23 protein-coding genes and 1 pseudogene are annotated in these 22,026 nt (G+C 53.0%); 15 read left to right on the top strand and 9 right to left on the bottom strand.

Annotation, left to right across the window (positions count from 1 at the left end; genetic code table 11):
- Nucleotides 1-893 (top strand): 2-oxoglutarate dehydrogenase complex dihydrolipoyllysine-residue succinyltransferase (gene odhB, locus CPT76_RS32790; RefSeq protein ID WP_105445868.1); only part of this gene is annotated, 893 nt, incomplete at its 5' end.
- Nucleotides 894-1,164: 271 nt separating this feature from the next.
- Here odhB and CPT76_RS38105 read toward each other — a convergent pair.
- On the bottom strand, nt 1,165-1,326 hold the full coding sequence (locus CPT76_RS38105) for a hypothetical protein (protein ID WP_163878816.1): 162 nt from the start codon (nt 1,324-1,326) through the stop codon (nt 1,165-1,167).
- Between the two features lie 137 nt (nt 1,327-1,463).
- Between CPT76_RS38105 and CPT76_RS32785 the strand changes: the two genes are divergently transcribed.
- Together CPT76_RS32785 and CPT76_RS32780 are read left to right on the top strand one after the other, a co-directional pair.
- The gene (locus CPT76_RS32785) at nt 1,464-2,087 is read left to right on the top strand and encodes an NUDIX hydrolase (RefSeq protein ID WP_105445867.1); all 624 of its coding nucleotides are present in this window, start codon (nt 1,464-1,466) and stop codon (nt 2,085-2,087) included.
- 30 nt (nt 2,088-2,117) lie between these two features.
- A complete protein-coding gene (locus CPT76_RS32780) occupies nt 2,118-3,047 on the top strand; it encodes an AEC family transporter (protein WP_105445866.1) in 930 nt (309 codons plus the stop codon).
- Nucleotides 3,048-3,076: 29 nt separating this feature from the next.
- On the opposite strand, the gene CPT76_RS32775 is transcribed toward CPT76_RS32780, so the two are convergent.
- Nucleotides 3,077-3,349, bottom strand: coding sequence for a SemiSWEET family sugar transporter (locus tag CPT76_RS32775; protein WP_105445865.1), 273 nt, complete (start codon nt 3,347-3,349; stop codon nt 3,077-3,079).
- A 115-nt stretch (nt 3,350-3,464) separates the two neighbouring features.
- Here CPT76_RS32775 and CPT76_RS32770 point away from each other — a divergent pair, with 115 nt between their 5' ends.
- Both CPT76_RS32770 and CPT76_RS32765 read left to right on the top strand, forming a co-directional pair.
- Entirely contained in the window at nt 3,465-3,761 is a 297-nt protein-coding gene (locus tag CPT76_RS32770; RefSeq protein ID WP_105445864.1) for a DUF6509 family protein, read from the top strand.
- A gap of 90 nt (nt 3,762-3,851) precedes the next feature.
- Nucleotides 3,852-4,391, top strand: coding sequence for a hypothetical protein (locus tag CPT76_RS32765; RefSeq protein WP_105445863.1), 540 nt, complete (start codon nt 3,852-3,854; stop codon nt 4,389-4,391).
- 173 nt (nt 4,392-4,564) lie between these two features.
- Here CPT76_RS32765 and CPT76_RS32760 read toward each other — a convergent pair whose 3' ends face one another.
- The gene (locus CPT76_RS32760; RefSeq protein ID WP_105445862.1) at nt 4,565-5,059 is read right to left on the bottom strand and encodes a hypothetical protein; all 495 of its coding nucleotides are present in this window, start codon (nt 5,057-5,059) and stop codon (nt 4,565-4,567) included.
- A gap of 377 nt (nt 5,060-5,436) precedes the next feature.
- Here CPT76_RS32760 and recQ point away from each other — a divergent pair, with 377 nt between their 5' ends.
- A complete protein-coding gene (gene recQ, locus CPT76_RS32755; protein WP_105445861.1) occupies nt 5,437-7,293 on the top strand; it encodes a DNA helicase RecQ in 1,857 nt (618 codons plus the stop codon).
- An 18-nt stretch (nt 7,294-7,311) separates the two neighbouring features.
- Nucleotides 7,312-9,084 carry a B12-binding domain-containing radical SAM protein gene (locus tag CPT76_RS32750; protein ID WP_105445860.1) on the top strand — a complete coding sequence of 591 codons (1,773 nt, stop codon included), beginning with the start codon at nt 7,312-7,314 and terminating at the stop codon, nt 9,082-9,084.
- 143 nt (nt 9,085-9,227) lie between these two features.
- Here the strand turns inward: CPT76_RS32750 and CPT76_RS32745 are convergent, their stop codons facing one another.
- The 4 genes and pseudogenes from CPT76_RS32745 to mnmL form a co-directional block, all read right to left on the bottom strand.
- Nucleotides 9,228-10,151: an alpha/beta fold hydrolase gene (locus CPT76_RS32745; protein ID WP_181153208.1), complete on the bottom strand. Its 924-nt coding sequence runs from the start codon at nt 10,149-10,151 to the stop codon at nt 9,228-9,230.
- A gap of 72 nt (nt 10,152-10,223) precedes the next feature.
- Nucleotides 10,224-11,192 (bottom strand): type I phosphomannose isomerase catalytic subunit, encoded by a 969-nt coding sequence (locus CPT76_RS32740; protein ID WP_105445859.1) that lies wholly within the window; start codon nt 11,190-11,192, stop codon nt 10,224-10,226.
- Between the two features lie 216 nt (nt 11,193-11,408).
- A pseudogene (gene mnmM, locus CPT76_RS32735) lies at nt 11,409-11,991 on the bottom strand (tRNA 5-(aminomethyl)-2-thiouridylate-methyltransferase MnmM).
- 1 nt (nt 11,992) lies between these two features.
- Nucleotides 11,993-12,946: a tRNA modification radical SAM protein MnmL/YtqA gene (gene mnmL, locus CPT76_RS32730; RefSeq protein WP_105445858.1), complete on the bottom strand. Its 954-nt coding sequence runs from the start codon at nt 12,944-12,946 to the stop codon at nt 11,993-11,995.
- A gap of 380 nt (nt 12,947-13,326) precedes the next feature.
- On the opposite strand from mnmL, the gene CPT76_RS32725 reads away from it, so the two are divergent.
- Both CPT76_RS32725 and trmB read left to right on the top strand, forming a co-directional pair.
- Nucleotides 13,327-13,524, top strand: coding sequence for a hypothetical protein (locus CPT76_RS32725; protein ID WP_076173251.1), 198 nt, complete (start codon nt 13,327-13,329; stop codon nt 13,522-13,524).
- Between the two features lie 198 nt (nt 13,525-13,722).
- The gene (gene trmB, locus CPT76_RS32720) at nt 13,723-14,484 is read left to right on the top strand and encodes a tRNA (guanosine(46)-N7)-methyltransferase TrmB (protein WP_105445857.1); all 762 of its coding nucleotides are present in this window, start codon (nt 13,723-13,725) and stop codon (nt 14,482-14,484) included.
- A 22-nt stretch (nt 14,485-14,506) separates the two neighbouring features.
- Here the strand turns inward: trmB and CPT76_RS32715 are convergent, their stop codons facing one another.
- Both CPT76_RS32715 and CPT76_RS32710 read right to left on the bottom strand, forming a co-directional pair.
- On the bottom strand, nt 14,507-15,640 hold the full coding sequence (locus CPT76_RS32715) for an MGDG synthase family glycosyltransferase (protein WP_076173249.1): 1,134 nt from the start codon (nt 15,638-15,640) through the stop codon (nt 14,507-14,509).
- A gap of 51 nt (nt 15,641-15,691) precedes the next feature.
- Complete coding sequence (locus tag CPT76_RS32710; protein WP_076173248.1) at nt 15,692-16,219, bottom strand: phosphatase PAP2 family protein; 528 nt, start codon at nt 16,217-16,219, stop codon at nt 15,692-15,694.
- Between the two features lie 806 nt (nt 16,220-17,025).
- Here CPT76_RS32710 and CPT76_RS32705 point away from each other — a divergent pair.
- The 6 genes from CPT76_RS32705 to CPT76_RS32680 form a co-directional block, all read left to right on the top strand.
- Nucleotides 17,026-18,264 carry a glycosyltransferase family 2 protein gene (locus CPT76_RS32705; protein WP_105445856.1) on the top strand — a complete coding sequence of 413 codons (1,239 nt, stop codon included), beginning with the start codon at nt 17,026-17,028 and terminating at the stop codon, nt 18,262-18,264.
- Between the two features lie 270 nt (nt 18,265-18,534).
- On the top strand, nt 18,535-19,032 hold the full coding sequence (gene infC / locus CPT76_RS32700) for a translation initiation factor IF-3 (RefSeq protein ID WP_076173246.1): 498 nt from the start codon (nt 18,535-18,537) through the stop codon (nt 19,030-19,032).
- An 18-nt stretch (nt 19,033-19,050) separates the two neighbouring features.
- Nucleotides 19,051-19,251: a 50S ribosomal protein L35 gene (gene rpmI, locus CPT76_RS32695; protein ID WP_076173245.1), complete on the top strand. Its 201-nt coding sequence runs from the start codon at nt 19,051-19,053 to the stop codon at nt 19,249-19,251.
- Between the two features lie 30 nt (nt 19,252-19,281).
- A complete protein-coding gene (rplT, locus tag CPT76_RS32690) occupies nt 19,282-19,641 on the top strand; it encodes a 50S ribosomal protein L20 (protein ID WP_094595540.1) in 360 nt (119 codons plus the stop codon).
- Between the two features lie 574 nt (nt 19,642-20,215).
- The gene (locus CPT76_RS32685) at nt 20,216-21,253 is read left to right on the top strand and encodes a BMP family ABC transporter substrate-binding protein (protein ID WP_105445855.1); all 1,038 of its coding nucleotides are present in this window, start codon (nt 20,216-20,218) and stop codon (nt 21,251-21,253) included.
- 127 nt (nt 21,254-21,380) lie between these two features.
- A partial coding sequence (locus CPT76_RS32680; protein WP_146116515.1) for an ATP-binding cassette domain-containing protein occupies nt 21,381-22,026 on the top strand: 646 nt, incomplete at its 3' end.

Genomic DNA, 22,026 nt, shown 5'->3' with positions numbered 1-22,026 from the left:
TCGCCGCGTCGCCGGCGGCACGCAAGCTGGCCCGCGAACAGGGCATTGACCTGGATCAGGTATCGAGCCGGGATCCGAAAGGCCGCATTTATCCGGACAACGTGAAGAACCATGCAGAAGCTCCGGCAGCGCCACAGGCTGCTGCACCGGCGCCGCAGGCAGCCGCTCCAGCAGCGGTTTCCCAGTCGGGCAAACCGGCGGAACGCACACGCATGTCCCGCCGCCGCGCGACGATCGCCAAACGCCTGGTGGAAGCGCAAAGAACGGCCGCCATGCTGACGACCTTCAACGAGGTGGACATGACGGCGATCATGGACATTCGCAAGCGCCGCAAAGATGCTTTCAAAGAGAAGCATGACATCGGCCTCGGCTTCATGTCCTTCTTCACCAAAGCGGTAGTGGGTGCGCTGAAGAAGTTCCCTCACCTGAACGCGGAGATCGACGGGGAAGACATTATCGTGAAGAAATACTACGATATCGGTATCGCCGTATCGGCTAAAGAAGGCCTCGTCGTACCTGTCGTACGTGATGCCGACCGCCTCAGCTTTGCCGACATCGAAAGAGAGATCGCCACGCTGGCCGGCAAGGCGCGCAGCAATACGCTGGCGCTGTCCGAACTCCAAGGCGGAACGTTCACGATCACGAACGGCGGAACCTTCGGTTCCCTGCTGTCCACGCCGATCCTGAACGCACCGCAGGTTGGTATCCTGGGCATGCACAACATCCAGCTTCGCCCTGTGGCCATCGACGCCGAGCGGATGGAGAACCGTCCAATGATGTATATCGCCCTGTCCTATGACCACCGGATCGTCGACGGCGCTGATGCCGTACGCTTCCTGGTGACGATCAAAGAGATGCTGGAAGATCCGGAATCTCTGCTGCTCGAAGGTTAATATCATATTTTACCTGAACGTATACAACGAAACGGACTGCCTGCAGGCAGTCCGTTTTTTCGTGCGTGTGAGGAGTGGCACGCCTGTCCATGACCCGCCGATGGGAAAATTGGCTGAAGACGCAGGGTGACCGACACAAATAAAGCAGAAGCACCCTCTGGGGCACCCCTGCTGTAATATCAAATACGCTCACGGTATACTTTTGGAAAATATGTTCAGATTCCCCCAAAGGCATGGTACTATCAAAATACGCGCCCCGCGGTCTTCTATGTTAACAGGACAATGGATGGATCGATGTATTGTTGAGGCGTTCGAGCTTGCGGATAATTTCCTTCTGCCACCGGGTGTCTTGCAGCTGCTTCGCCAGGTTTAAAAGGTCAAGATAATCGTCAACCCGCAAGGAAGCGTATTTTTGATCAGGGGCTTTCACCATGGTCGTCGACTCCTTATGATATGTTAATGAATGATAACTTGAGATCATTGTATCACACATTCATTCTCAATGATAATCTTTCTCACTAATTTTTGTGAAAAAAATGTTGAATACGATTCAGAGGAGGAGACCTGCCGATGAACAAACCGTTGAAATGGCTGGAGTGGGCCAAACAGATTCAGGCTGTGGCCCAGACAGGATTGGCATACTCGCGGGACGTATATGACCTGGAACGCTTTGAACAGCTTCGGGCACTGAGCGTAGAGATTATGCGGGAGTACACCAATGTTGAGACCGAACTGTTGACGGCACTTTTTGCCGGGGAAGACGGATACGCCACACCGAAGGTGGATGTGCGAGGGGTGATTTTTCAGGAAAATCAAATTTTGCTTGTCCGCGAAAAGGCCGAAGGGGAATGGTCGCTCCCAGGCGGTTGGGCGGATATCGGGCTGTCGCCTTCCGAAATTGCCGTGAAGGAAGTACGGGAGGAGTCCGGATTTGTGGTTACACCGACCCGGCTCCTGGCCGTGCTCGACAACCTGAAGCATAATCCGCCGGGCCCGTATCATGTGTATAAAATATTCATCGCCTGCGAAATCACCGGCGGCGAAGCGGCTGAGGGGGTAGAGACGAGCGGCGTTCAGTTTTTTGCAGAGGACGACCTTCCCGCCCTGTCGCAAATCCGTAATACGGATGAGCAGATCAGGCTGATGTTTGAATTGAAGCGGCATCCGAAGAAGGCCCCCGTCTGGGATTATTAAACATAGCACAAAGACAGGAAAGGATTACATATGCTGCAGACGTTTGTGACTACAGTGTACCAGGTGTTCCTCCCGATATCGCTGCCGGTGATCGGAGGGGCGCTGATCAAGCATTTTAAGCCGATCGATACCAAGCCGATCTCCACGCTGTCCCTGTACCTGCTGAGTCCGGCTCTTATTTTCGAAACGCTGATTGGGGCCGACATCAGCTACGGTGAGATTACGGATACGGTTCTGTTCACGGTCCTTAATATGCTGCTGCTGTGGGGGATTGCCGTAGGGATTGGAAAAGCGTGGTCGCTCCCGGCCGCCGAACGGTCAGGCCTCACGCTGACGGCGCTGTTTACGAACTGCGTCAATTATGGTCTGCCGCTGGTGCTGCTGGCCTTTGGGCAAGCGGGGCTGGATAAGGCATCAGTGTACGTTATTCTGCAGATCATCATCGTCAATACGCTGGGCGTGTATTTTGCCGCACGTTCGCAGTTTTCCGTAAAGCAGGCGGCGCTGTCGATCTTCAAATTGCCGTCGATTTACGCGGCTGTGCTTGCCGTGATTTGCCGGACAGCGCATGTGGAGCTGCCGCAGGAGCTGAATCAAGGAATATCGATGATTTCGGGCGCGTATTCCTCGGTGGCTCTGTTTATTTTGGGGGCGCAGATGGTCAGTGTTAGGAGCGGGAAGACAGCTTATACGGCAGCGATGAACAAAGCTTTCTACGCCGGTTTGGCGATGCGCCTGGTGATCTCGCCGGTTGCGTCCGCGCTGCTCTTATACCTGCTTGGCATTCAGGGCGTATTGTTTAACGTTATGCTTGTGCTCAGTTCCATGCCGGCCGCAGTTAACGCGGTCATATTGGCCGAGCAGTTTGATGCGGCACCCAAAGTTGTGACCCGGTGCATATTATGGACGACGCTCGCTTCCTTTGTATTGCTGCCGCTGATGATCGGATGGCTGGGTTGATGGGGCAGAAAGTATGCGTTAGTATTGCGCTACGGCCGCTTGCGGTATTTTAAAATGCAGCCGATCATAATCAGCATCAGTACCAGCGACAGCGTATTGGTGATCAGAAACGGAATGCCGACACCGTCCTGCGCGATATGAACGGCATAGACCTCCATCAGGCCGATGCCGGCTACGAGCGATCCGAACGTTTTCAGGCTCAGATCCGCGACCGATTTGGTCCGGATGACCTGAATAATTTGCGGAATCCAGCCGAACGCCAAAATAAATCCGCCGATGAGCTGCATGACTGCGTAAATCATGGCCAACGCCTCCCTTTATGAGGCTATTATATGCCCGGCGGGCTCGTGTCCGTGAATGGACCGGGACAGGTCTGGTACAATAAAGAATAGGATGGATGAATGAAAGGATGACAACATGTTGACGATAACGGAATACGAAGCGGAGAAGGTCAAGGACCCGTTCCGCATTTTGCAGGGAACCCGCTATGAATTCAAGCTCGACATCGAGGTGCCTGATGACGATGAGCTTTATACGGAGAATGGGCTATATGTCCGGGTCATTTACAAGGTCGACGAAGACCAATCCGCGATCGTGAAATACGAAATTTATGAAAAAACGACGGGGCAGTACCTCGATTTTGACCTGGAGGAGGACGAAGTGGAGCTGCTCGAAAACTTCTGCCGGGACCACCTGGACGAGGTCGACGAATAACTCTGCGAACCTCCGCAACTTGGAGTGGAGTGATCACGTCATCCGCTGCCGGGTACATTACATATAGGATGAATCTGGGGAGTGATGAGGATGAAGCATACGGTACAGACGGTTCCCTACGGGTACGAGCCTCCGGTGCAGAAGCGTAAGGGGACGCTCATTTATTACGATACGTTTGAAGAGACTGATGAAGAAGGTCTGAATGAAGCGGAGTCGCTGGCCGGCGTGCTGTCCTTTTCCAAGCTGGTGCTGTATCCGCTGCATGAGGAGACGGTGCGGAGAATGACCAAGGAACCGGTCAGCCCGTATTATAAACGGGAGAAACGGCTGGAAGCCTGGAGGTCTGAAGGACACGGGAAGACGGTTATCGAGAACTGGGAGGGACGCCGGAAAAAATACACGCCGGTGGAAGCCGCCCTTCGCCATCTGACGGAGAAATATCCTGCGCCGCATTTTCTGCTGTTGACGCCGGATATGGCGAATCGGTTTGCCAGCTACAGCACCTTTGGGGAATGGATCGTCAAGCTAAGGCTGCTGCTGACGGAGGAGCCGGAGGCGGCGCATCCGAAGCTTGAGCAGTACAGCCACCGCTGGGATACCGCTCAAGGAGCAGTCTCGAAGCAGCGCTGACCTGGTAAGCCGCGCCGGATCGATTCGATGTTTAACGAACTTTTCACGAGGCGCAGCTCCATAAAAGCTGAATACCGCCGCTAAGCGGCAGTCCGCCGGTGCATATGGACCCATCGATCATGGGAGGCGCCTGGCGGGCTGCCGCCTTTTTTTCGGCCATGAACAAGCGTCCCTTAGTCATAACCGCCTTCAGCTGCCGGCAAGGCCTGATAGGCCTCTTTGGTGTTTACGATGGATTGAATGAAATTTCTTAATTCCAACAACGCGATTGCATCGTCGGACAGTTCGCAATTCCGGTCCGTCCACGAGAATGACTCCGTTTTACCATCGACGGTTACCGTCCACTCATCTTCATTGCTTGGCGATTTGGAGCAATTTCGGCTTGTAGCAAATTTCTTCGGTGCTATGATGTTTATTTCTCTCATTTTGCCGTAAATCTCCCGCATTTCATTAGGGGTAAACTTGAGGTGAGCCGTTGCCGTTCCTTTCGTAATTAAATCTTTCGTTACGGTCCCTTGAAAGGTGTTTATCTCATTTTTAGTGACATCGCCATAACCCAAAACGGACAAACGAATTAAAATCAGCCGGCATGTCTGCAGGCATACCGGCCCCCTGATTTGCCATCTCTGCTGACGGTGCAGCGCTACCTCTATCCAAATCAGACTCATGAGAGCACCCGGCCAGAAAGGTCATAGCGATAAGCAGAGATAACCATCCTCTTTTCATTGCACTCCCTCCCCATGTATTTTTTATGACGAGAACCGATCGGCAAGAGTTGCATCCCATGTTCCGCTTAAGCTGCAACCACCGCTGGCACATTCTGTTTTACCGACAAGAAGTGCACTCCCAGCACGGGCAGAATCCCTTCACCACGGTTGCTCATTCCCGGAAACCCCGGTAAACTTATAATTGGACTGAATCAAGTCATTCTCGAAAGTCATCATGTATCTATTCCCTAAAGTCAAAGGTTGAGTTTGAAAATGTGGCGCAGCCTTGGAAGCTGCATGGGCCGCCGCTGAATTTGCATCGTTAGGAGTTCTTATTTATGAGTGTGGAGACCCTTTCTTTGGAACGGGCACAGGAAATGCTGCAAAAATATTACGGCTACCCAGACTTTCGGGAAGGCCAGAAACATATCGTATCCAGCCTCCTGAAGCATCAGGACACGCTGGGCATCATGCCGACGGGCGGAGGAAAGTCGATCTGCTATCAGATTCCGGCGCTGTTGCTGCCGGGCCTGACCTTGGTCGTATCGCCGCTGATCTCTCTGATGAAGGATCAGGTCGACGCGCTGACAGCGATGGGCATCGCCGCTGCATACATCAACAGTACGCTCACCGGCAAGGAAGTGAACGAGCGGATCCGCGCGGCCAAGCGGGGGGAGCTGAAGCTCCTGTACGTGGCGCCGGAGCGGCTTGAGCTCGACTGGTTCCGCGACGAAATGGCCCAGCTGGAAATTTCCTGCGTGGCCGTCGACGAGGCCCACTGCGTGTCGCAGTGGGGGCATGACTTCCGGACGAGCTACCTGTCGGTAGCTCCGTTCGTGGAAGGGCTGCCTGAGCGGCCTATCCTGGCAGCGTTCACTGCGACGGCTACCCCGGAAGTGACCGAAGACATGGTCCGTCTGCTGAGGCTCCAGGAGCCGGAAGTGTTCGTCACCGGGCTGGGCCGGGATAATCTGGCCATGTCGGTGCTGCGCGGGGAGAACAAGCGCGATTTTGTCATGAGTTACGCCGAGGCGCATAACAGCCAGCCGGGTATTATTTACGCGGCGACGCGCAAGGACGTGGACGATTTGTACCAGCGTCTGAGCAGCGTGGGTTTGGCCGCAGGCCGCTACCATGCGGGGATGAGCGATGAAGAGCGCGCCGCCAGCCAGGAGGCATTTCTGTACGACGACATCCGGGTGATGGTTGCCACCAACGCGTTCGGAATGGGCATTGACAAGTCCAACGTCCGGTACGTCATTCACTACAACATGCCGAAAAACATGGAGGCTTACGTCCAGGAGGCCGGACGCGCCGGCCGGGACGGCGAGCCGAGCCAATGTATTCTGCTGTTCAGCCCGCAGGATATTATTACGCAGAAGTTTCTGATCGAGCAGAACCCGCAGGAAACGGACCGCAAATCGAACGAATACCGTAAGCTTCAGCAAATGGTCGATTACTGTTATACGACCCGCTGCCTGCGCAGCGCGATGTTGGACTATTTCGGCGAGTCTCATGAAGACAAACCCTGCGGGATCTGCAGCTCCTGTACGGATGATCGCGAGCTGGTCGATATGACGGTCGATGCGCAGAAAATTTTCTCCTGCGTCCACCGGATGCGTGAACGCTTTGGCGTATCGCTGGTGGCGGCGGTGCTGAAGGGATCGAAGAATAAAAAGGTGCTGCAGTACGGCTTTGACAGCCTGTCTACTTACGGGACGATGGCGAACCGGACGGAGAAGGAAATTTCCGAGATCATTAACGTGCTCGCCTCGGAGGGGTATCTGGCGCTTTCGGAAGGCCAGTACCCCGTGCTGCGGCTGCAGCCGCTGGCGGCCGAAGTGCTGAAGGGCCAGCGGCAGGTGCTGCAGCGCACCGCGCGCCCGGCAGCGGCGCAAACGGGCAGCCGAAGCTCCCGCAGCCGCGACGTTTCGCCGTCGGCGGTCAACGAGACCGTGTTCGAGCAGCTGCGCCTGATCCGGCGCGAACTCGCGGGCAAGGAGCATGTGCCGTCGTATATTATTTTCAACGATGCGACGCTGCGCGAGATGAGCGTGGTATGCCCGCAGACCGAAGATGAAATGCTGAATATTAAAGGCGTCGGCGAAGTGAAGTTCCGGAAGTACGGCAGACCGTTTCTTGATTTTTTCCAAAATCAGAGCGATGATGCCTACGCTGGCGGATATGATGAATAAGAAGAAGGTCGTGAACCGATGAAAGTCCTGTTATCCACCCTAAATGCCAAATACATCCATACCTGCCTGGCCATCCGCCTGCTCAAGGCATACAGCCAGCATGAATTTGATATCGAGCTGGCCGAGTATACGATCAAAGACCCGGTCATGAACATCGTGTCCGACCTGTTTCAACGGAAACCCGACGTCATCGGGTTCTCCTGCTATATTTGGAATATCGAAGAGACGCTGAAAGTGATCGAAATCGTGAAGAAGGTCATGCCGGAAGTCACGATTGTGCTCGGCGGACCGGAAGTGTCCTATGACACCCAGTACTGGATGGAGCGGATGCCGGCGGTCGATTTCATCGTCATGGGCGACGGCGAAGAGACCTTCCACCATTTGCTGCAGGTGATCGAAGGAGACCGCAAGTTCCATTTTGTCTATGGCGTTGCTTACCGAAAAGGCGACGAAGTGATCATCAACCCGCCGCGGCCGAAGAGCGACCTCAATACGCTGCCCACGCCGCACCGTTTTCCCGAGGATATCCCAAATTTAGGGAAGCGAATCGTCTATTTCGAGACGAGCCGCGGCTGTCCGTTCCAGTGCCAGTTCTGCCTGTCCAGCATTGAGAACGGCGTCCGGTATTACGACATCGAGCGGGTGAAGTCCGATATTACGTATTTGATCGACCACGGCGCGAAGATCATCAAGTTTCTGGACCGCACGTTTAACATTAACCATCAGTATGCGCTCGAGATGTTTGATTTTCTCATTAAAAATAACCGCGGCTGCGTGTTCCAGTTCGAAATTACGGCGGACATCATGCGTCCCGAAGTGCTGCAATATCTTGCCGACAACGCGCCCCCGGGGATTTTCCGGTTCGAAATCGGCGTACAGTCGACGAACGATCCGACCAACGTTATCGTCAAGCGGCGGCAAAATTTCGAGAAGCTGTCCCGGACCGTCAGCATTATTAAAAACAGCGGCAAAATTGACCAGCATTTGGATCTGATCGCCGGTCTGCCGGAAGAGGATTATGAAACGTTCCGCAAGACGTTTAACGACGTGTTCGCCCTGGGACCGGAAGAGCTGCAGCTCGGTTTTCTGAAAATGCTGCGGGGCACCGGCCTGCGCCGCGATGCCGGCAAGTACGATTACACGTACATGGATCAGGCGCCTTACGAAATTCTCGGCAGCCACAAGCTGCCATTTGCCGACATCGTCCGGCTTAAGCGGCTGGAGGATGTGCTTGAGAAATACTGGAACGCGCACCGGATGGATCATACGCTGAACTATCTCATGACCCATGAATTTCCGTCACCGTTCGATTTCTTCCAGGAATTCGGCGACTATTGGGAAGGGCAGGGCTGGCAGAAGATCGGCCATCAGCTTGAGGACTTGTTCACGCGTCTGGCCGCCTTCCTGAAGCAGCGGGAGACGAAGCGCATGGATGTGATTCTGGGGCTGATGAAGCTGGATTACTTCCTGAACCATAAGTACAAGCCGCGTAAAATATGGTGGGAGCAGCCGCTCGCCAAGGACGATTGGAGCAGCCTGATGCGAAAGGTTACGGAGCATCCAGAGCTCGTCTCGGGGAACTTCGCTTCCCTGGGCTTGTCCGAACGGGAGCTGCAAAAGCATGCAGTGCTTGAAGTGCTGCCGTTTGCGCTGGATGACTTGCTGGCCGGCAGAGGCAACGGAGCGGAGGCTTCAACCGGGGGGACGGTGCTGATCGTGCTGTACCAGCAGAACGAGAGCGAGCTGCCTGTGTTCTACACGATGAAGCTGCAGCCGGCGGAGTTGCTGTAATTGAACGCATTAAGATCGGCAAATTTTGATCGTCGATAATATGCAAAGAAAAGCCGCTGCACGGGGTTATGACCACCGTGCAGCGGCTTTTGTTCATTCAGGCCTTGAACCTGCGGGTATTTCTTCGAAGTAGGGGAAGGGCACTACACATGCCGCTCCAGCCAATCGAGCAGCTCGGTCATGACCTCGTCCCGGTTCATCTCGTTCAGCATTTCATGGCGTCCGTTCGGGTACAGCCTGCATTCCACGTCCTTGATGCCGATGCTGCGATAAATGTCCTCCAGCCGCCGGACGCCCTTGCCTCGTTCCCCGACCGGATCGAGTTCCCCGCTGAAGAGGTACACCGGCTTATCCCGGGGAATGCCGTCATAGCTGCCGGGATTTTGAATATCCTGCAGCAGGCTGAAAAAGTCGTAGAAGAATGAGGTCGTGCAAATGGCCCCGCAGTACGGATCTTCAATGTATTTATCGACTTCCTTCGGATCCCGGGAGAGCCAGTCAAACCGCGTCCGGGTCGGGGCAAAGCTGCGGTTGTAGCTGCCGAAGACCATTGCGTTCAGCAGGATGCTGCGGTGCGACTCCCCCTGGAGTGCTCCCTGAAGCCTGGCGACCGCTTTGCCGGCGTTCAGCATGCTCCGCGGCCCGTTCGTACCGGACAGAATAAAGCCGGTATACGGTCCGCCGTCCGTCTCCATCACCCGCTGCACGAGGAACGACCCCATGCTGTGCCCCATCAAAAAATGGGGAATATCCGGGTGCCGGTCACGAACGATGCCGCCGAGCTGCTGAATGTCCTGGAGCATATGCCGGAAGCCGTCCTTGCCGGTATGGCCGAGCCGCTCCACACTGCCGGCGGTCAGGCCGTGCCCGCGCTGGTCGTGGGCGTATACGGCATAGCGGAACCGCGTCAGCAGCGCGGCGAGCCGTTTGTAGCGTTCGGCCGTTTCGCACATGCCGTGGGTGATCTGCAGGACGGCCTTCACTCCAGCCGGCTCGTCGGGAAGCCAGGCATAGACATGGATCTGCGTGCCCAGCGGATCCGTCATCGTAAATGTTTGTTCCCGCAATGGAGGTCACCCCTTCATTCTTTCGTGAATGACAGATGAATCAGAAGAAATGCCCCGTGCCTTATATCAGGCTTAAGGCAGGTAGGAACGGAGAACGGTAGCATTTCCTTTTAGCTCATATTGACCGAGATTAGCCGGTAGCAGGAAGCATTGGCCGGCTTTGTAGTCCTGCGAGCCGCCGTCCCAGGCGATGGAGCCGCTGCCGTCGCATACGACCAAGATGGTGAAGCTGTCTGGAGTGGTGGAGAGGCTCCAGGATCCGTCCACAATTCCCTTTTCCACGATGAAATAAGGGGACTTCGCCAGCTGCAGCCATTCGCCCGCAGCGCTGCCGGCGGTCTTCATCGTTGTGGCTCCGGATCCATCGTAGGCGATGACGTTCAGCGAATCTTCAATGTGCAGCTCGCGCGGCTTGCCGTCCAATCCCGGACGGTTGTAGTCGTAGAGGCGGTATGTCGTATCGGAGTTCTGCTGGATTTCAGCTACGACAACACCGGCGCACAGCGCATGCACCGTGCCGGCAGGGATGTAGAACGTGTCTCCGGCTTCGACGGAAACTTCCTGTAGGCTGTCCATGACGGTTCCGTTCTCGAGCGCTTCCTTCATCGCCTCGCGTGTAACGCCTTCCTTAAGGCCGTAGATGATTTTGGCGTCCGGCTTGGCGTCCAGCACGTACCACATTTCGGTCTTGCCGAGCTCGCCTTTCGGCAGCCCCTCATAGTCGTCGGTCGGATGCACTTGGACCGACAGGTCGTCATTGCAGTCCAGCAGCTTGATCAGGAGCGGGAAGCGGCCGTTTTTCTCGGAAAATCCCTTGGCGCCGAACCACTCCTTGCCGAATTGTTCGCGGACCTGGTCCAGGCCTTGGCCTTTCAGCTCCCCGTTAATCACGGAAGTCGTGCCGTTCGGATGATCGGCGATCATCCAGCCCTCGCCGATATGTCCTTCTGGAATCTGCAGCCCGAACTGTTCGAGCGCCCGGCCTCCCCATACGCGTTCTTTAAACTCCGGCTGAAATAATAATGGATAAGGTTGTGTCATGTCTTCATCGTTCCTTTCTTGGGTTCGTGTGATCGCTTGGGATAAACCGCTACTATGTAAAACAATACCTTGGGCCGGGCTGATCCCCTTGGACCGGAATCCATCCGGATGAAGAGGGCGGCCGGGCCCCGGGCACAACGGTTTCAAAGTGTTCAGCATGCCGCGCCGCCTGGTGGGCGAAAGCTCGCGGCACGAGCCGCATAAGCGGCCAGCGCGCTATTTTTTCTCCAGCGCAATGACATAAGGGGCATCCGCGCGCTGCAGCTGCCTGTATATGACGGCTTGGGCCGACGACTGCGGCAGGGCGGTGGCCCAGGCGGTTACCGCCTGGGCCTCCCAGATCGCCGCCGGCATGGCCCGGATACAGCACGGCCGTCATAATGCCCCGCCGTCTCAGCAGGGACAAGCCGGCTTCCAGCGCTTCAATCGTGCTGTCCGGCGTAGTGATGACGGCTTTGTCCGCCTCCTCGGCAGGCAGGTAGCCGAGGTTGAACATCACCGCCCCGACCCGGCCGTGGACGCCTTCCGGCAGCGCCTCCCGCATCGCGGCATGGCTCTGCAGGTACAGCGTCACCGGAGCGATCCGCTCCGGTGCTTCCTGCGCCAGCCGTTGCCGGGTCAGGGTCAACGCCTGCTCTTGCACGTCAAAGCCGTAGACGTGCCCCTTGGGGCCAGCCGCCTTGGCCAGAAAGAGCGTATCGGCCCCTGTACCAATCGTGGCATCCACGGCAATATCCCCGGGACTCAGACGCTCGGCGATTTGTTTGTGGGCAAAGCTAAGAACGGAAAGAAACCCCATGCTATACTTTCCTCCAATACTTACCCTGCCAGCTGTCTCGTGCCTCGAGCTCGGCGTCGATGCCGTTCAGCACTTCCCATTTCTCCTGAGACCACATTGGGCCGATCAGCAGCTTCCGCGGGGCGTCGCCCGTCAGGCGGTGAACGATCATTTCGGGCGGCAGAAATTCAAGCGTGTCCGCGACCAGCTTAATATATTCATCCTGTTCCAGGAAGCGGAACAGATCCGCTTCATACTGCCTGACCATCGGCGTACCCTTCATCAGGTGAAGCAGATGGATTTTGATGCCTTGAACGTCCATGTTCGCCACGGCGCGCCCGGTCTCCAGCATCATTTCGTGGGTTTCCTGCGGCAGGCCGTAAATGATATGCGCGCATACCCGGATGCCATGTCTCCGCAGCTTCTCCACGGCGTCGATGAAGCACTGGGTGTCATGCGCACGGTTGATCAGATCGGATGTCTCCTGGTGAATGGTCTGCAGCCCCATTTCGACCCACAGATAGGTCCGCTCGTTCAGCTCGGCCAAATACTCGATCACATCGTCCGGCAGGCAGTCCGGCCGCGTGGCGATGGACAAGCCGACAACGCCCGGCTGTTCCAAAATGACTTCATAGTACTCGCGCAGCACATCAACGGGGGCGTACGTGTTGGTATAGGCCTGGAAATAACCGATATATCGGGCGTGCGGCCACTTCTCATGCTGTTTGTCCCGGATGCTGTTAAACTGGGTGATCAGGTCGTCGCGCCGGCTGCCGGCAAAGTCGCCCGAGCCCCGGGCGCTGCAGAAGGTGCAGCCGCCCCTCGCAATTGAACCGTCGCGGTTGGGGCAGGTGAATCCGGCATCCAGCATGACCTTGAACACTTTATCGTTAAACTGTTCCCGCATCTCGTAATTCCACGTATGGAATCTTTTATCGCCCCACAGCAGGGGAGAAGAAAGGGTTGGGCTGTTCATGGATGGTACTCCTTTATTGTGCATTGCGGCTTACGCTTGCTCTATTGTAACAAAAATCAGGCCTAAAGGGTATGAGGAGGCCCGTGGGAAACGCTGAGACTTACGGGCTGTTCTCCCCTTGGATTTTGAGCCGTTATTTAATATAGAGGTTCTCCATGAATCGGGGCGAAATACCCGGATATTTCAAGTTCATAAACTGCAAAAAAATGTTTCAAAAACAGCGCCGCTATGCCGCTAATCAGGCGAATATTCCATTGATAAAACTTACATGAAGTGTTATATTTTAATTAGCGTCAGCACCCCGGTTTCGGGGTAAATATCTTATAGAATTCATAAAAGATTGACGTCATGGCCAACATATTAACCGTGAGGTGATAATGATGAATTCTTCAACTGCTGAGACACAAGGTAAAGGCAAGATTTCTGTAGAGCTTACTCCTGATGAGGCGCTTGCCCTGACAGGCGTAGAGTTTAACGGCAATCCGGAAGTGAAAGCGGCTGCCCGCCGCAAAATTCGCAACGCCTTCGAAAAGACATTTGATTTTCAGCATCAAGATGCGGTAGACTATCAACAATGAAACCGTTGGACCCCAATTCCAAATAGATAATGGAAAAGAATTCCGAATTCCTCGTGTTCGCATGAGAGAGAACGGGATTCTTTTTCTTTTGGGGCAAGTCAAGCTTTCCCTCTTTACATTTCGGCTTAAGTTCGGCACAATATTGCAGTAGCCGCAAGTGCCGCGGCAGGACGGAAGTATAACTAGCGGAGGTATGAGATGCGTTTACGCGGAAGAAAAGGAATCCGGGAAAGTCTGGAAGAACAGCAGGGTTTCGTCGTTCTGGACCCCCGGTCGTATAAAGGGAAATGGTCATCGCTCTTTGGCAACGACCGGCCGATCTACGTGGAGTTTGGCATGGGCAAAGGACAGTTTATCAGCCAGATGAGCTATCGCAACCCGGACATTAATTTTATAGGCATCGATATGTATGATGAACTCATTCGCCGGGCCAGCGAGAAAGCCAAGCTCGCCTGGGCCGAGAGGGAGGTCGAATATCCGCCGAATCTGCGGCTGGCGCTGGCCAATGTCGAATATGCGGAGGAAGTGTTTGCGCCGGGAGAACTTGAGCGGATTTTCCTGAATTTCAGCGATCCTTGGCCGAAGGCGAGACATGCCCGCCGCCGTTTGACACATCCCCGTTTTCTCGACAAATACTGCGGTCTGCTCAACGATAACGGTGAAATTCATCTGAAGACCGACTCGCAGACGCTGTTTGAATTTTCGCTGAATTCCTTTGCGGATTACGGTCTGCAGATGACGAATATTTCGCTGAATCTGCACCCCGAGGGACCAAACGAAGAGCATGTCATGACCGAGTATGAGACTAAATTTGTGGGCCAGGGCATCAACATTCACCGCTGTGAGGTGATTGTGGGCAAGGAAGCGCTGAGCCGGTATCAGCAACAGCGGCTGGACAAATACGGACTGCGGCCGGACAAGCCGGAGCAGCCGGAAGAGGCCTTCAGCGAACAACCATAAATACAAAATAAGGTGCCTTCCCTCAGGAAGGCACCTTATTTGATTCCAGCATGTCGATGATGCTCTGGGCGCTTTGCATCGGCCGGTAGCGGTCAATGCTCTTCAGCTGCTCTTCGCGGCGCTGCTGGATCGAATCGTATTCGTGGATCAATTTGTTCATCCACTTCGTGATGACCTCCAGAGAGGAAATCGGCTCTCCAAGGCCCTGGGCAGTGAAGTACTGGCAGTTCTCTTCTTCCTGTCCGGGAAGCGGGTGATGGAAGAGCATCGGGATGCCCTTGGCCAAACCTTCCGTACAGGTCATGCCGCCAGGCTTCGTCACGAGCAGATCGGAAACTTCCATCAGCTTATCGACCTCGGGGGTAAACCCGATCAGCCGGATGTTGGGATGGTTGTAGCTCGGATCCTGTTCGAGCTTGCGGAGGACCTTCTCGTTGTTGCCGAGGCAGAACACGATTTGAATCTCGTCCCTCCAGCGGGTCAGGTAATTGTTGATGACTTCGTCATTCATAATGCCCCATCCGCCGCCCATGACCATCACCGTGGGCATGTTCTTAAGCCCGAACTTCTCCCGAATCTCTTCCTTGACCGGATGCTCCCAGAAGTTCGGATGCACCGGAATGCCGGTGACCTCGATTTTGGATGCGGCAACGCCCTGCTCCAGCATCTTGGATTTCACTTCCTGGGTGGAGACCAGGTAGCGGTCCACTTCCGGGCTGATCCAGGTGCCGTGGGCATCGTAATCCGTGATCACCGTGCACAGCGGAATGTTCGAACCGAGCCGTTTCAAGCGGGAAATGACCGCGCTTGGAATCGGATGCGTGCAGACGACGATGTCGGGCCGCAGCTGATTGACGATATTTTTGGTATGTGTATAAAAAATGCGGTGAAGCGCTAATGTCGTAAACCGGTTCAGTGACTTTTTATACTGGTGCCTGTACATCATTCCAACCAGCCTCGGCTGCGAAAGAACGGTCTTCTTGTAGGCGGTAATAATGAGCGGTGCGACCTTGGGATTCAGGAAGCTTCCGAGCTCAAGCACTTTGGTTTGCACACTCGGCGACAGCTTGCGCAGACTGCTTGAGAGTGCGTAAGCAGCTCGAGTATGTCCCGCACCGAAGCCTTCAGATAATAACAATACTCTTTTTTTCATCACTCTCAATTCACCTGTTCCTGCATGTTTTTCCTTATACCCACCATATCGACTTTAGGGCCACAATGCAACTGTTGCTGTAGCTACGGAAGTACCAATTACAGCTCCCGCAAGCACATCGGATGGGTAATGAAGTCCCAAATACATCCGGGAAAATCCGACCACGAGGCTTAAAGCCAAAAAAAGCGCGGTCCACTCAGGATGCCCGATCATCATAGGAACTGCCAAGGAAAATGCTGCCGTCGTATGCCCGGATGGAAACGAATGGTCCACCAGCGGCTTGCGAAAGGTGCGGGTTCCCGGCAGGGCGAGATGCGGCCTGACCCGGGGGTACATCTTCTTGGCTGCCGCCACCGGAATGTGGCTGACGGCCAGAGCGACGGCGGCCTGGGCGCCTTGGGTGCTCCATGACGGCGGGGCCAGGCCCCAGCACAGGAGGCAGGCACAGATCGTAAACGTAGCCCCTCCGAGATGTGTTAAATAATACAGCCAAAAATTGAAAAAACGATTATGAAGACGTCCGTTGATCCATTGGAAAAGACGCCGGTCCCATAATTGAAGTTTCTTGAACAAACGTCTCATTCCATCCCTCCGTGTACAGCCAATCTTCTATGAAATAATGGCAGATCATGGACAACTCATGCGATGTTTTTCTAAATTTTATCATATTTCCGAAGGGAGCAGAAACTATAACTTCGTAAGTCCCCTTCTTATAATATATAACCCAATTCAGGGTCGTTATTTGACACCGCCCGAGAACTTTGTCGGGAATCGGCCGATCTTGTCCAAAGCCATTTTTCGCGGAAAAATGGGGCCCGGCAAGGAATTGGCCAATTTTGACTTCCCCCTGAGGAACCTTTACAATGATTCAAACGGGTGCAATCCGTTTATAAAGAATTGATGTTTAAAGTATAACTTTTCTTGGCTTTATCTCGTTTATTTATAAAGTATGCCGATAATCATGGAAACTGATGACTAAAAAAAGGGGGGACCTGAGAAATAAAAACCCGGAAAAGAGATGAAAATAAGAACTAACAGTCATGAATAGGAGCCCGTAAGGGGCTGAACCGTCAGGAAACCGCCTCATTACCGTTTTTTTAGACGATTACGAGGTTTTACGGTTTTGACAAATGACTGAAAAGTGTGGAAAATCGATAGGGTCATCCGAAGCGTTAACAAAACGTAAAAGAATGTAAAAGGTCAAAAGGGTCATAAAGAATTAGAAAAGGGTAACGGCTTTACCGTAATCTATATAGAATGAACTAAAGAAATGAACATTACAGGGCCGTATTGGACCGCTATAACAGGAAGTTCAACAAACTTTAGTTCAATCTATCTACAGAGAGAAACATGATTATGAGGGGTAAAAAAGGGGGGTTCTGAGAGTCATGTTAGACGCCATTTTTATCGCGCTCCAGGTTTTGCTGGCCGCGATCGGTGTGTACCAGTTTGTATTTTCCGTTTTGGGACTGTACAGGAAAAAGAGGAAGCAGCATTTTGAACCGACCAAGTCCTTCGCCGTGCTCGTTGCAGCGCACAATGAAGAGCAGGTCGTCGGGGCTCTGATGGAGAACTTGAAGCAGCTGAATTATCCGAAGGAGCTGTACGACGTGTTTGTCATCTGTGACAACTGCACGGACGGTACGGCACGCATCGTGCGCGAGCATGGCATGAACGCCTGCGTACGCACCAACAACAATCTTCGAGGTAAAGGCTACGCCATCGAGTGGATGCTGAAGGAATTGTGGGCCATGCCCCGCCAGTATGATGCGGTCGTCATGTTTGACGCCGACAACCTGGCAGATACGAATTTCTTGAGAGAAATGAACGACGATTTGTGCTCCGGCGCACGCGTCATTCAAGGATACATCGACACCAAGAATCCCGAGGATTCCTGGATTACGGCTGCTTACGGGATTTCGTATTGGTACATCAACCGTCTGTGGCAGCTGTCGCGCCATAACATGAACATGGCCAACTTCCTCGGCGGTACAGGGATGTGTTTTGAAACCAACCTGCTGAAGGAAATGGGCTGGGGGGCCACCAGCTTGGTTGAAGACTTGGAGTTTACGATGCGCAGCGTGAAGCGCGGCGTCTATCCAAAATTCAACTACGACGCCAAGGTGTTCGACGAGAAGCCGCTGACGTTCAAGGCTTCCGCAAGACAGCGCCTGCGCTGGATGCAGGGACACTTTACGGTGGCACGCCGCTATTTCTTCCCGCTGATCTGGCAAAGTATCAAGGAACGCAGCATCGTCAAGCTGGATTTGGCGCTGTACGGGGCGAACGTATACATCGTTCTCTTGACATTCCTGATGACGGCCACGATCTGGGTGGACAATACGTTCTTCGATGGTCCGAACATCGCCAACCTCTACGGCTATCTGCCGTTATGGCTGAGCTTTGTGGCGATCGGTGCCAACGTATTTACGTTCCTGGCTGCGATGATTTTGGAGAAGGTCACCTTCAAAAAGGTCTATTTGTACCTGGTGCTCTTCCCGATCTATCTGATCTCCTGGTATCCAATCACGTTCTATGCGTTCTTTACGCAGAACAACAAGCAGTGGAGCCATACCCAGCATACCCGCGTGGTAAGACTGGAAGAGGTGCAGAGCAAGCAGGGGTAAACGCATGGAAGCGGGTTGACATTGTCCGGGCCCTGTGTTAAATTATTTGAGTGCTTTAAATACGAAATGGATTCAAAGCAGAAGCTCCAGCTTCTCACCTGACCGACAAAGGTTGGCGGGTTACTGATCCAATGATTTGTGAATGCGATATTTCATGAAGAGTTGATCATAGGGATGCTGGGTGCTGATACCCGCATCCCTTTTTATTTTGCTTCTGCACACAGAAATACCTATTAGATCTGGAGGTGGACGGTTATCAGTAAGGAACATATGATCAATGAGGAGATCCGGGCGAAGGAAGTTCGCTTGGTAGGCGCTGAAGGCGAACAGATTGGCATCAAGCCCCTTCGTGAGGCTCTGCAGATGGCAGCGGATTTGAATCTGGATTTGGTGAATGTGGCGCCGCAGGCGAAGCCGCCGGTGTGCCGCATCATGGATTACGGCAAGTTCCGCTACGAGCAGCAGAAGAAAGAGAAGGAAGCCCGGAAGAATCAGAAAATCGTTGATATTAAAGAAGTATGGTTCCGAGCAAACATTGATGAGCACGACTACCAGACTAAGCTCCGCAATGTCGTCAAGTTCCTGAAGGAAGGCGACAAGGTCAAATGCTCCGTTCGTTTCCGCGGACGCGAAATCGCGCATGCGAGCATCGGCCAGAAGATTCTGGAGCGTGTAAGGGAAGAAGTTGCCGAGCACTCCAGCGTTGAGCGTCAGCCGAAGCTGGAAGGACGCAGCATGATTATGATTTTGGCTCCAAAAGCCCAATGATCCTGAGGAGGAAGTACAATGCCTAAAATGAAAACACACAGCAGCCTTAAAGGCCGCTTCAAAGTTACCGGTTCCGGTAAAGTGACTCGCTACAAAGCTTACAGAAACCATTTGCTTTCCCACAAGTCCAAGCGCGCTAAACGCGTATTGGCAGGCAACCCAGAAATGGCGCCGGGGGACGTAAGACGCTTGAAACAAGGCTTGGCGAACTTGAAATAGTTAATCACACATTTTTGGGAGGTTTATATTATGGCAAGAGTAAAAGGCGGATTCGTCGTTCGTCGTAGACATAAAAAAGTATTGAAACTTGCAAAAGGTTATTTCGGTTCCAAACACCGCATTTTTAAAACAGCTAACGAGCAGGTTATGAAATCCCTCGTGTACGCATACCGTGACCGTCGTCAGACGAAACGGAACTTCCGCAGATTGTGGATCGTGCGTATCAACGCTGCAGCCCGCATGAACGGACTGTCTTACAACAAACTGATGCATGGTCTGAAACTGGCTGGCGTGGACATCAACCGCAAAATGCTGGCTGACCTGGCCGTTAACGACATCAATGCGTTCAACTCGATCGCATCGGTTGCCAAAGAGAAAGTCAACGCGTAATATATTTGTAATGCATATTAAAACCGCCCTAACCGGCGGTTTTTTTAAGATATAAGAAAGAAAATACATCAGAGACTAAACTACCTTATATCGCAAGAAAGACCTCCGCTAAAAGCGGTCTGGCTTCATAGAACGTACACCGATAGACGTGTTTCTTTAGATATAAGAGTAATATCCCCAACAAGAAAAAGCCCCGCTTGCTAACATAAATCAGAACCTAGCGTCGCAGGTGCCGGGTGCCGCACTCATGAATGGGTATGAATGTTAATTTCACGCATCTTTTTCCTTCGAGAATCGACATCAGGTGAGCTTATGGACAGCTACTCTTCCATGGAAATAACAGGCTGTGTGATTTATGGCAAAATAAAGCGTTTTCCCTTGATTTTTCACTAAAAAAGTTTTATTTTCTGACGTAAATTTGCTGGATTTTGGCGTAGGTAAAATGTATAATCTGTTCTGTGGAATGTCCGACATTTGAACAAGCCTTCACAAGCAATTAATTGACCATAGATCAATTGCTGAAGGGCGAAGACAGGTGAAAGGATATAATTCATTCTAGGGGGACTATAAGTTAATGAAGAAAATGTTCAAATTGTCGCTGATTATGCTGCTTGCATTTTCAGTTGTACTGGCCGGCTGCGGTAAAAAGAACGAAGATACGAGCAGCTCGTCCGGCGGCAGCGAAGAAGGCGGCGCAGCAAAATCTAGCGTGAAGGTCGGTCTCGTGACTGACGTGGGCGGGGTTAACGACAAATCTTTTAACCAATCCGCTTGGGAAGCATTGGAAGCATTGAAGAAGGACAAAGGGATCGAAGCCCAGTATCTGCAAAGTAAGTCCAAAGAAGATTATGTTCCGAACCTGAACAAATATGTCAAAGGCAAATACGACCTCACTTGGGGGATCGGTTTTGACCTTGGCGTTGATATGAAAACGGTAGCCGATCAAAATCCGGATGCCAAAATGGCCATTATCGATGCTGAAGTCGATGCGCCTAACGTTCATTCCGTTACGTTTGCGGAGAACGAAGGGGCATTCCTCGTGGGTGTAGTAGCAGGCTCCATGACAAAAACGAACAAAATCGGTTTTGTCGGCGGTTCCGAAATTCCGGTTATCAAACGCTTTGAAGCCGGCTTTAAAGCTGGCGTTGCCGCAGCGAATCCGGATGCGAAAGTGATCATCAACTACACCGGCGCATTTGACAAGCCTGACCAAGGTAAAGCGGCTGCAGCCACGATGTACAACGACGGCGTGGACATTATTTTCCATGCTTCCGGTGCAACAGGTACAGGCGTGTTTAACGAAGCCATTGCCCGCAACAAAGCAGGCCAAAAAGTATGGGTTATCGGGGTAGACAAAGACCAATCCCTGGAATTTGGCGACGAAGTAACGCTGACATCTATGGTTAAAGGCGTAACGACAGCTGTAGACAAAGTAACAAGAGAAGTCATCGACGGCACCTTCAAAGGCGGTCATGAGACACTTGGCCTGAAAGAAAACGGCGTAGGTCTGGCCGACACTTCGAGCAAAAATGTCCCTGAAGACGTTCTGAAAAAAGTGGATGAATTCAAGAAAAAAATTATCGATGGCGAGATCAAAGTTCCTGAAGAATAATTCCATAACGATAATTTGAACTGATATAATTCATGTGTACCAAACGGCAAGGCTGGTTATTATGACTAGCCTTGTCTTACGTTATGGCCCAAACAGAGGCCGCAAAATATGTGATAAGGGTGATCTCATGGATGCAGCGACCCCTGTCGTTGAGTTGAAGCAAATTACCAAACGCTTTCCCGGCATCGTTGCCAACGACTCGATCAGCTTGAAGCTGCACAAGGGCGAAATCCATGCACTGCTCGGTGAGAATGGTGCGGGGAAGTCGACCTTGATGAATATCGTGTTTGGCTTGTACCAGCCTGATGAGGGCAGTATCGAAGTGAACGGCAAGCCCGTCATCATTGACAGTCCTAATAAAGCGATCGAGCTGGGCATCGGCATGGTGCATCAGCATTTTAAATTGGTTCAGCCGTTTACGGTAACCGAAAATATCGTTCTGGGGATGGAGCCCAAAATTGCCGGGGTGCATCTGAACTACAGAGCATCGGTTGCCAAGATCAAGGCCCTCTCCGACCAGTATGGTTTGAGGGTTAATCCGCATGCCAAAATTCACGACATTTCGGTTGGCATGCAGCAGCGCGTCGAGATCTTGAAGACGCTTTACCGCGGCGCTGACATTCTTATTTTCGATGAGCCGACAGCCGTGCTTACACCGCAGGAAATCGGCGAGCTCATGGGAATTATGAAGCGGCTGGTCGCCGAAGGCAAATCGATTATTTTGATTACGCACAAGCTCAAGGAAATTATGCAAATTTCCGACACGGTGACGA

Origin of the sequence: Paenibacillus sp. AR247 (assembly GCF_002968895.1) — a bacterium.
GTDB classification, from domain to species: Bacteria; Bacillota; Bacilli; order Paenibacillales; family Paenibacillaceae; genus Paenibacillus_AQ; species Paenibacillus_AQ favisporus.
The sequence above is the reverse complement of the archived record's forward strand: the minus strand, read 5'-3'. Positions and strand labels throughout refer to the sequence as shown.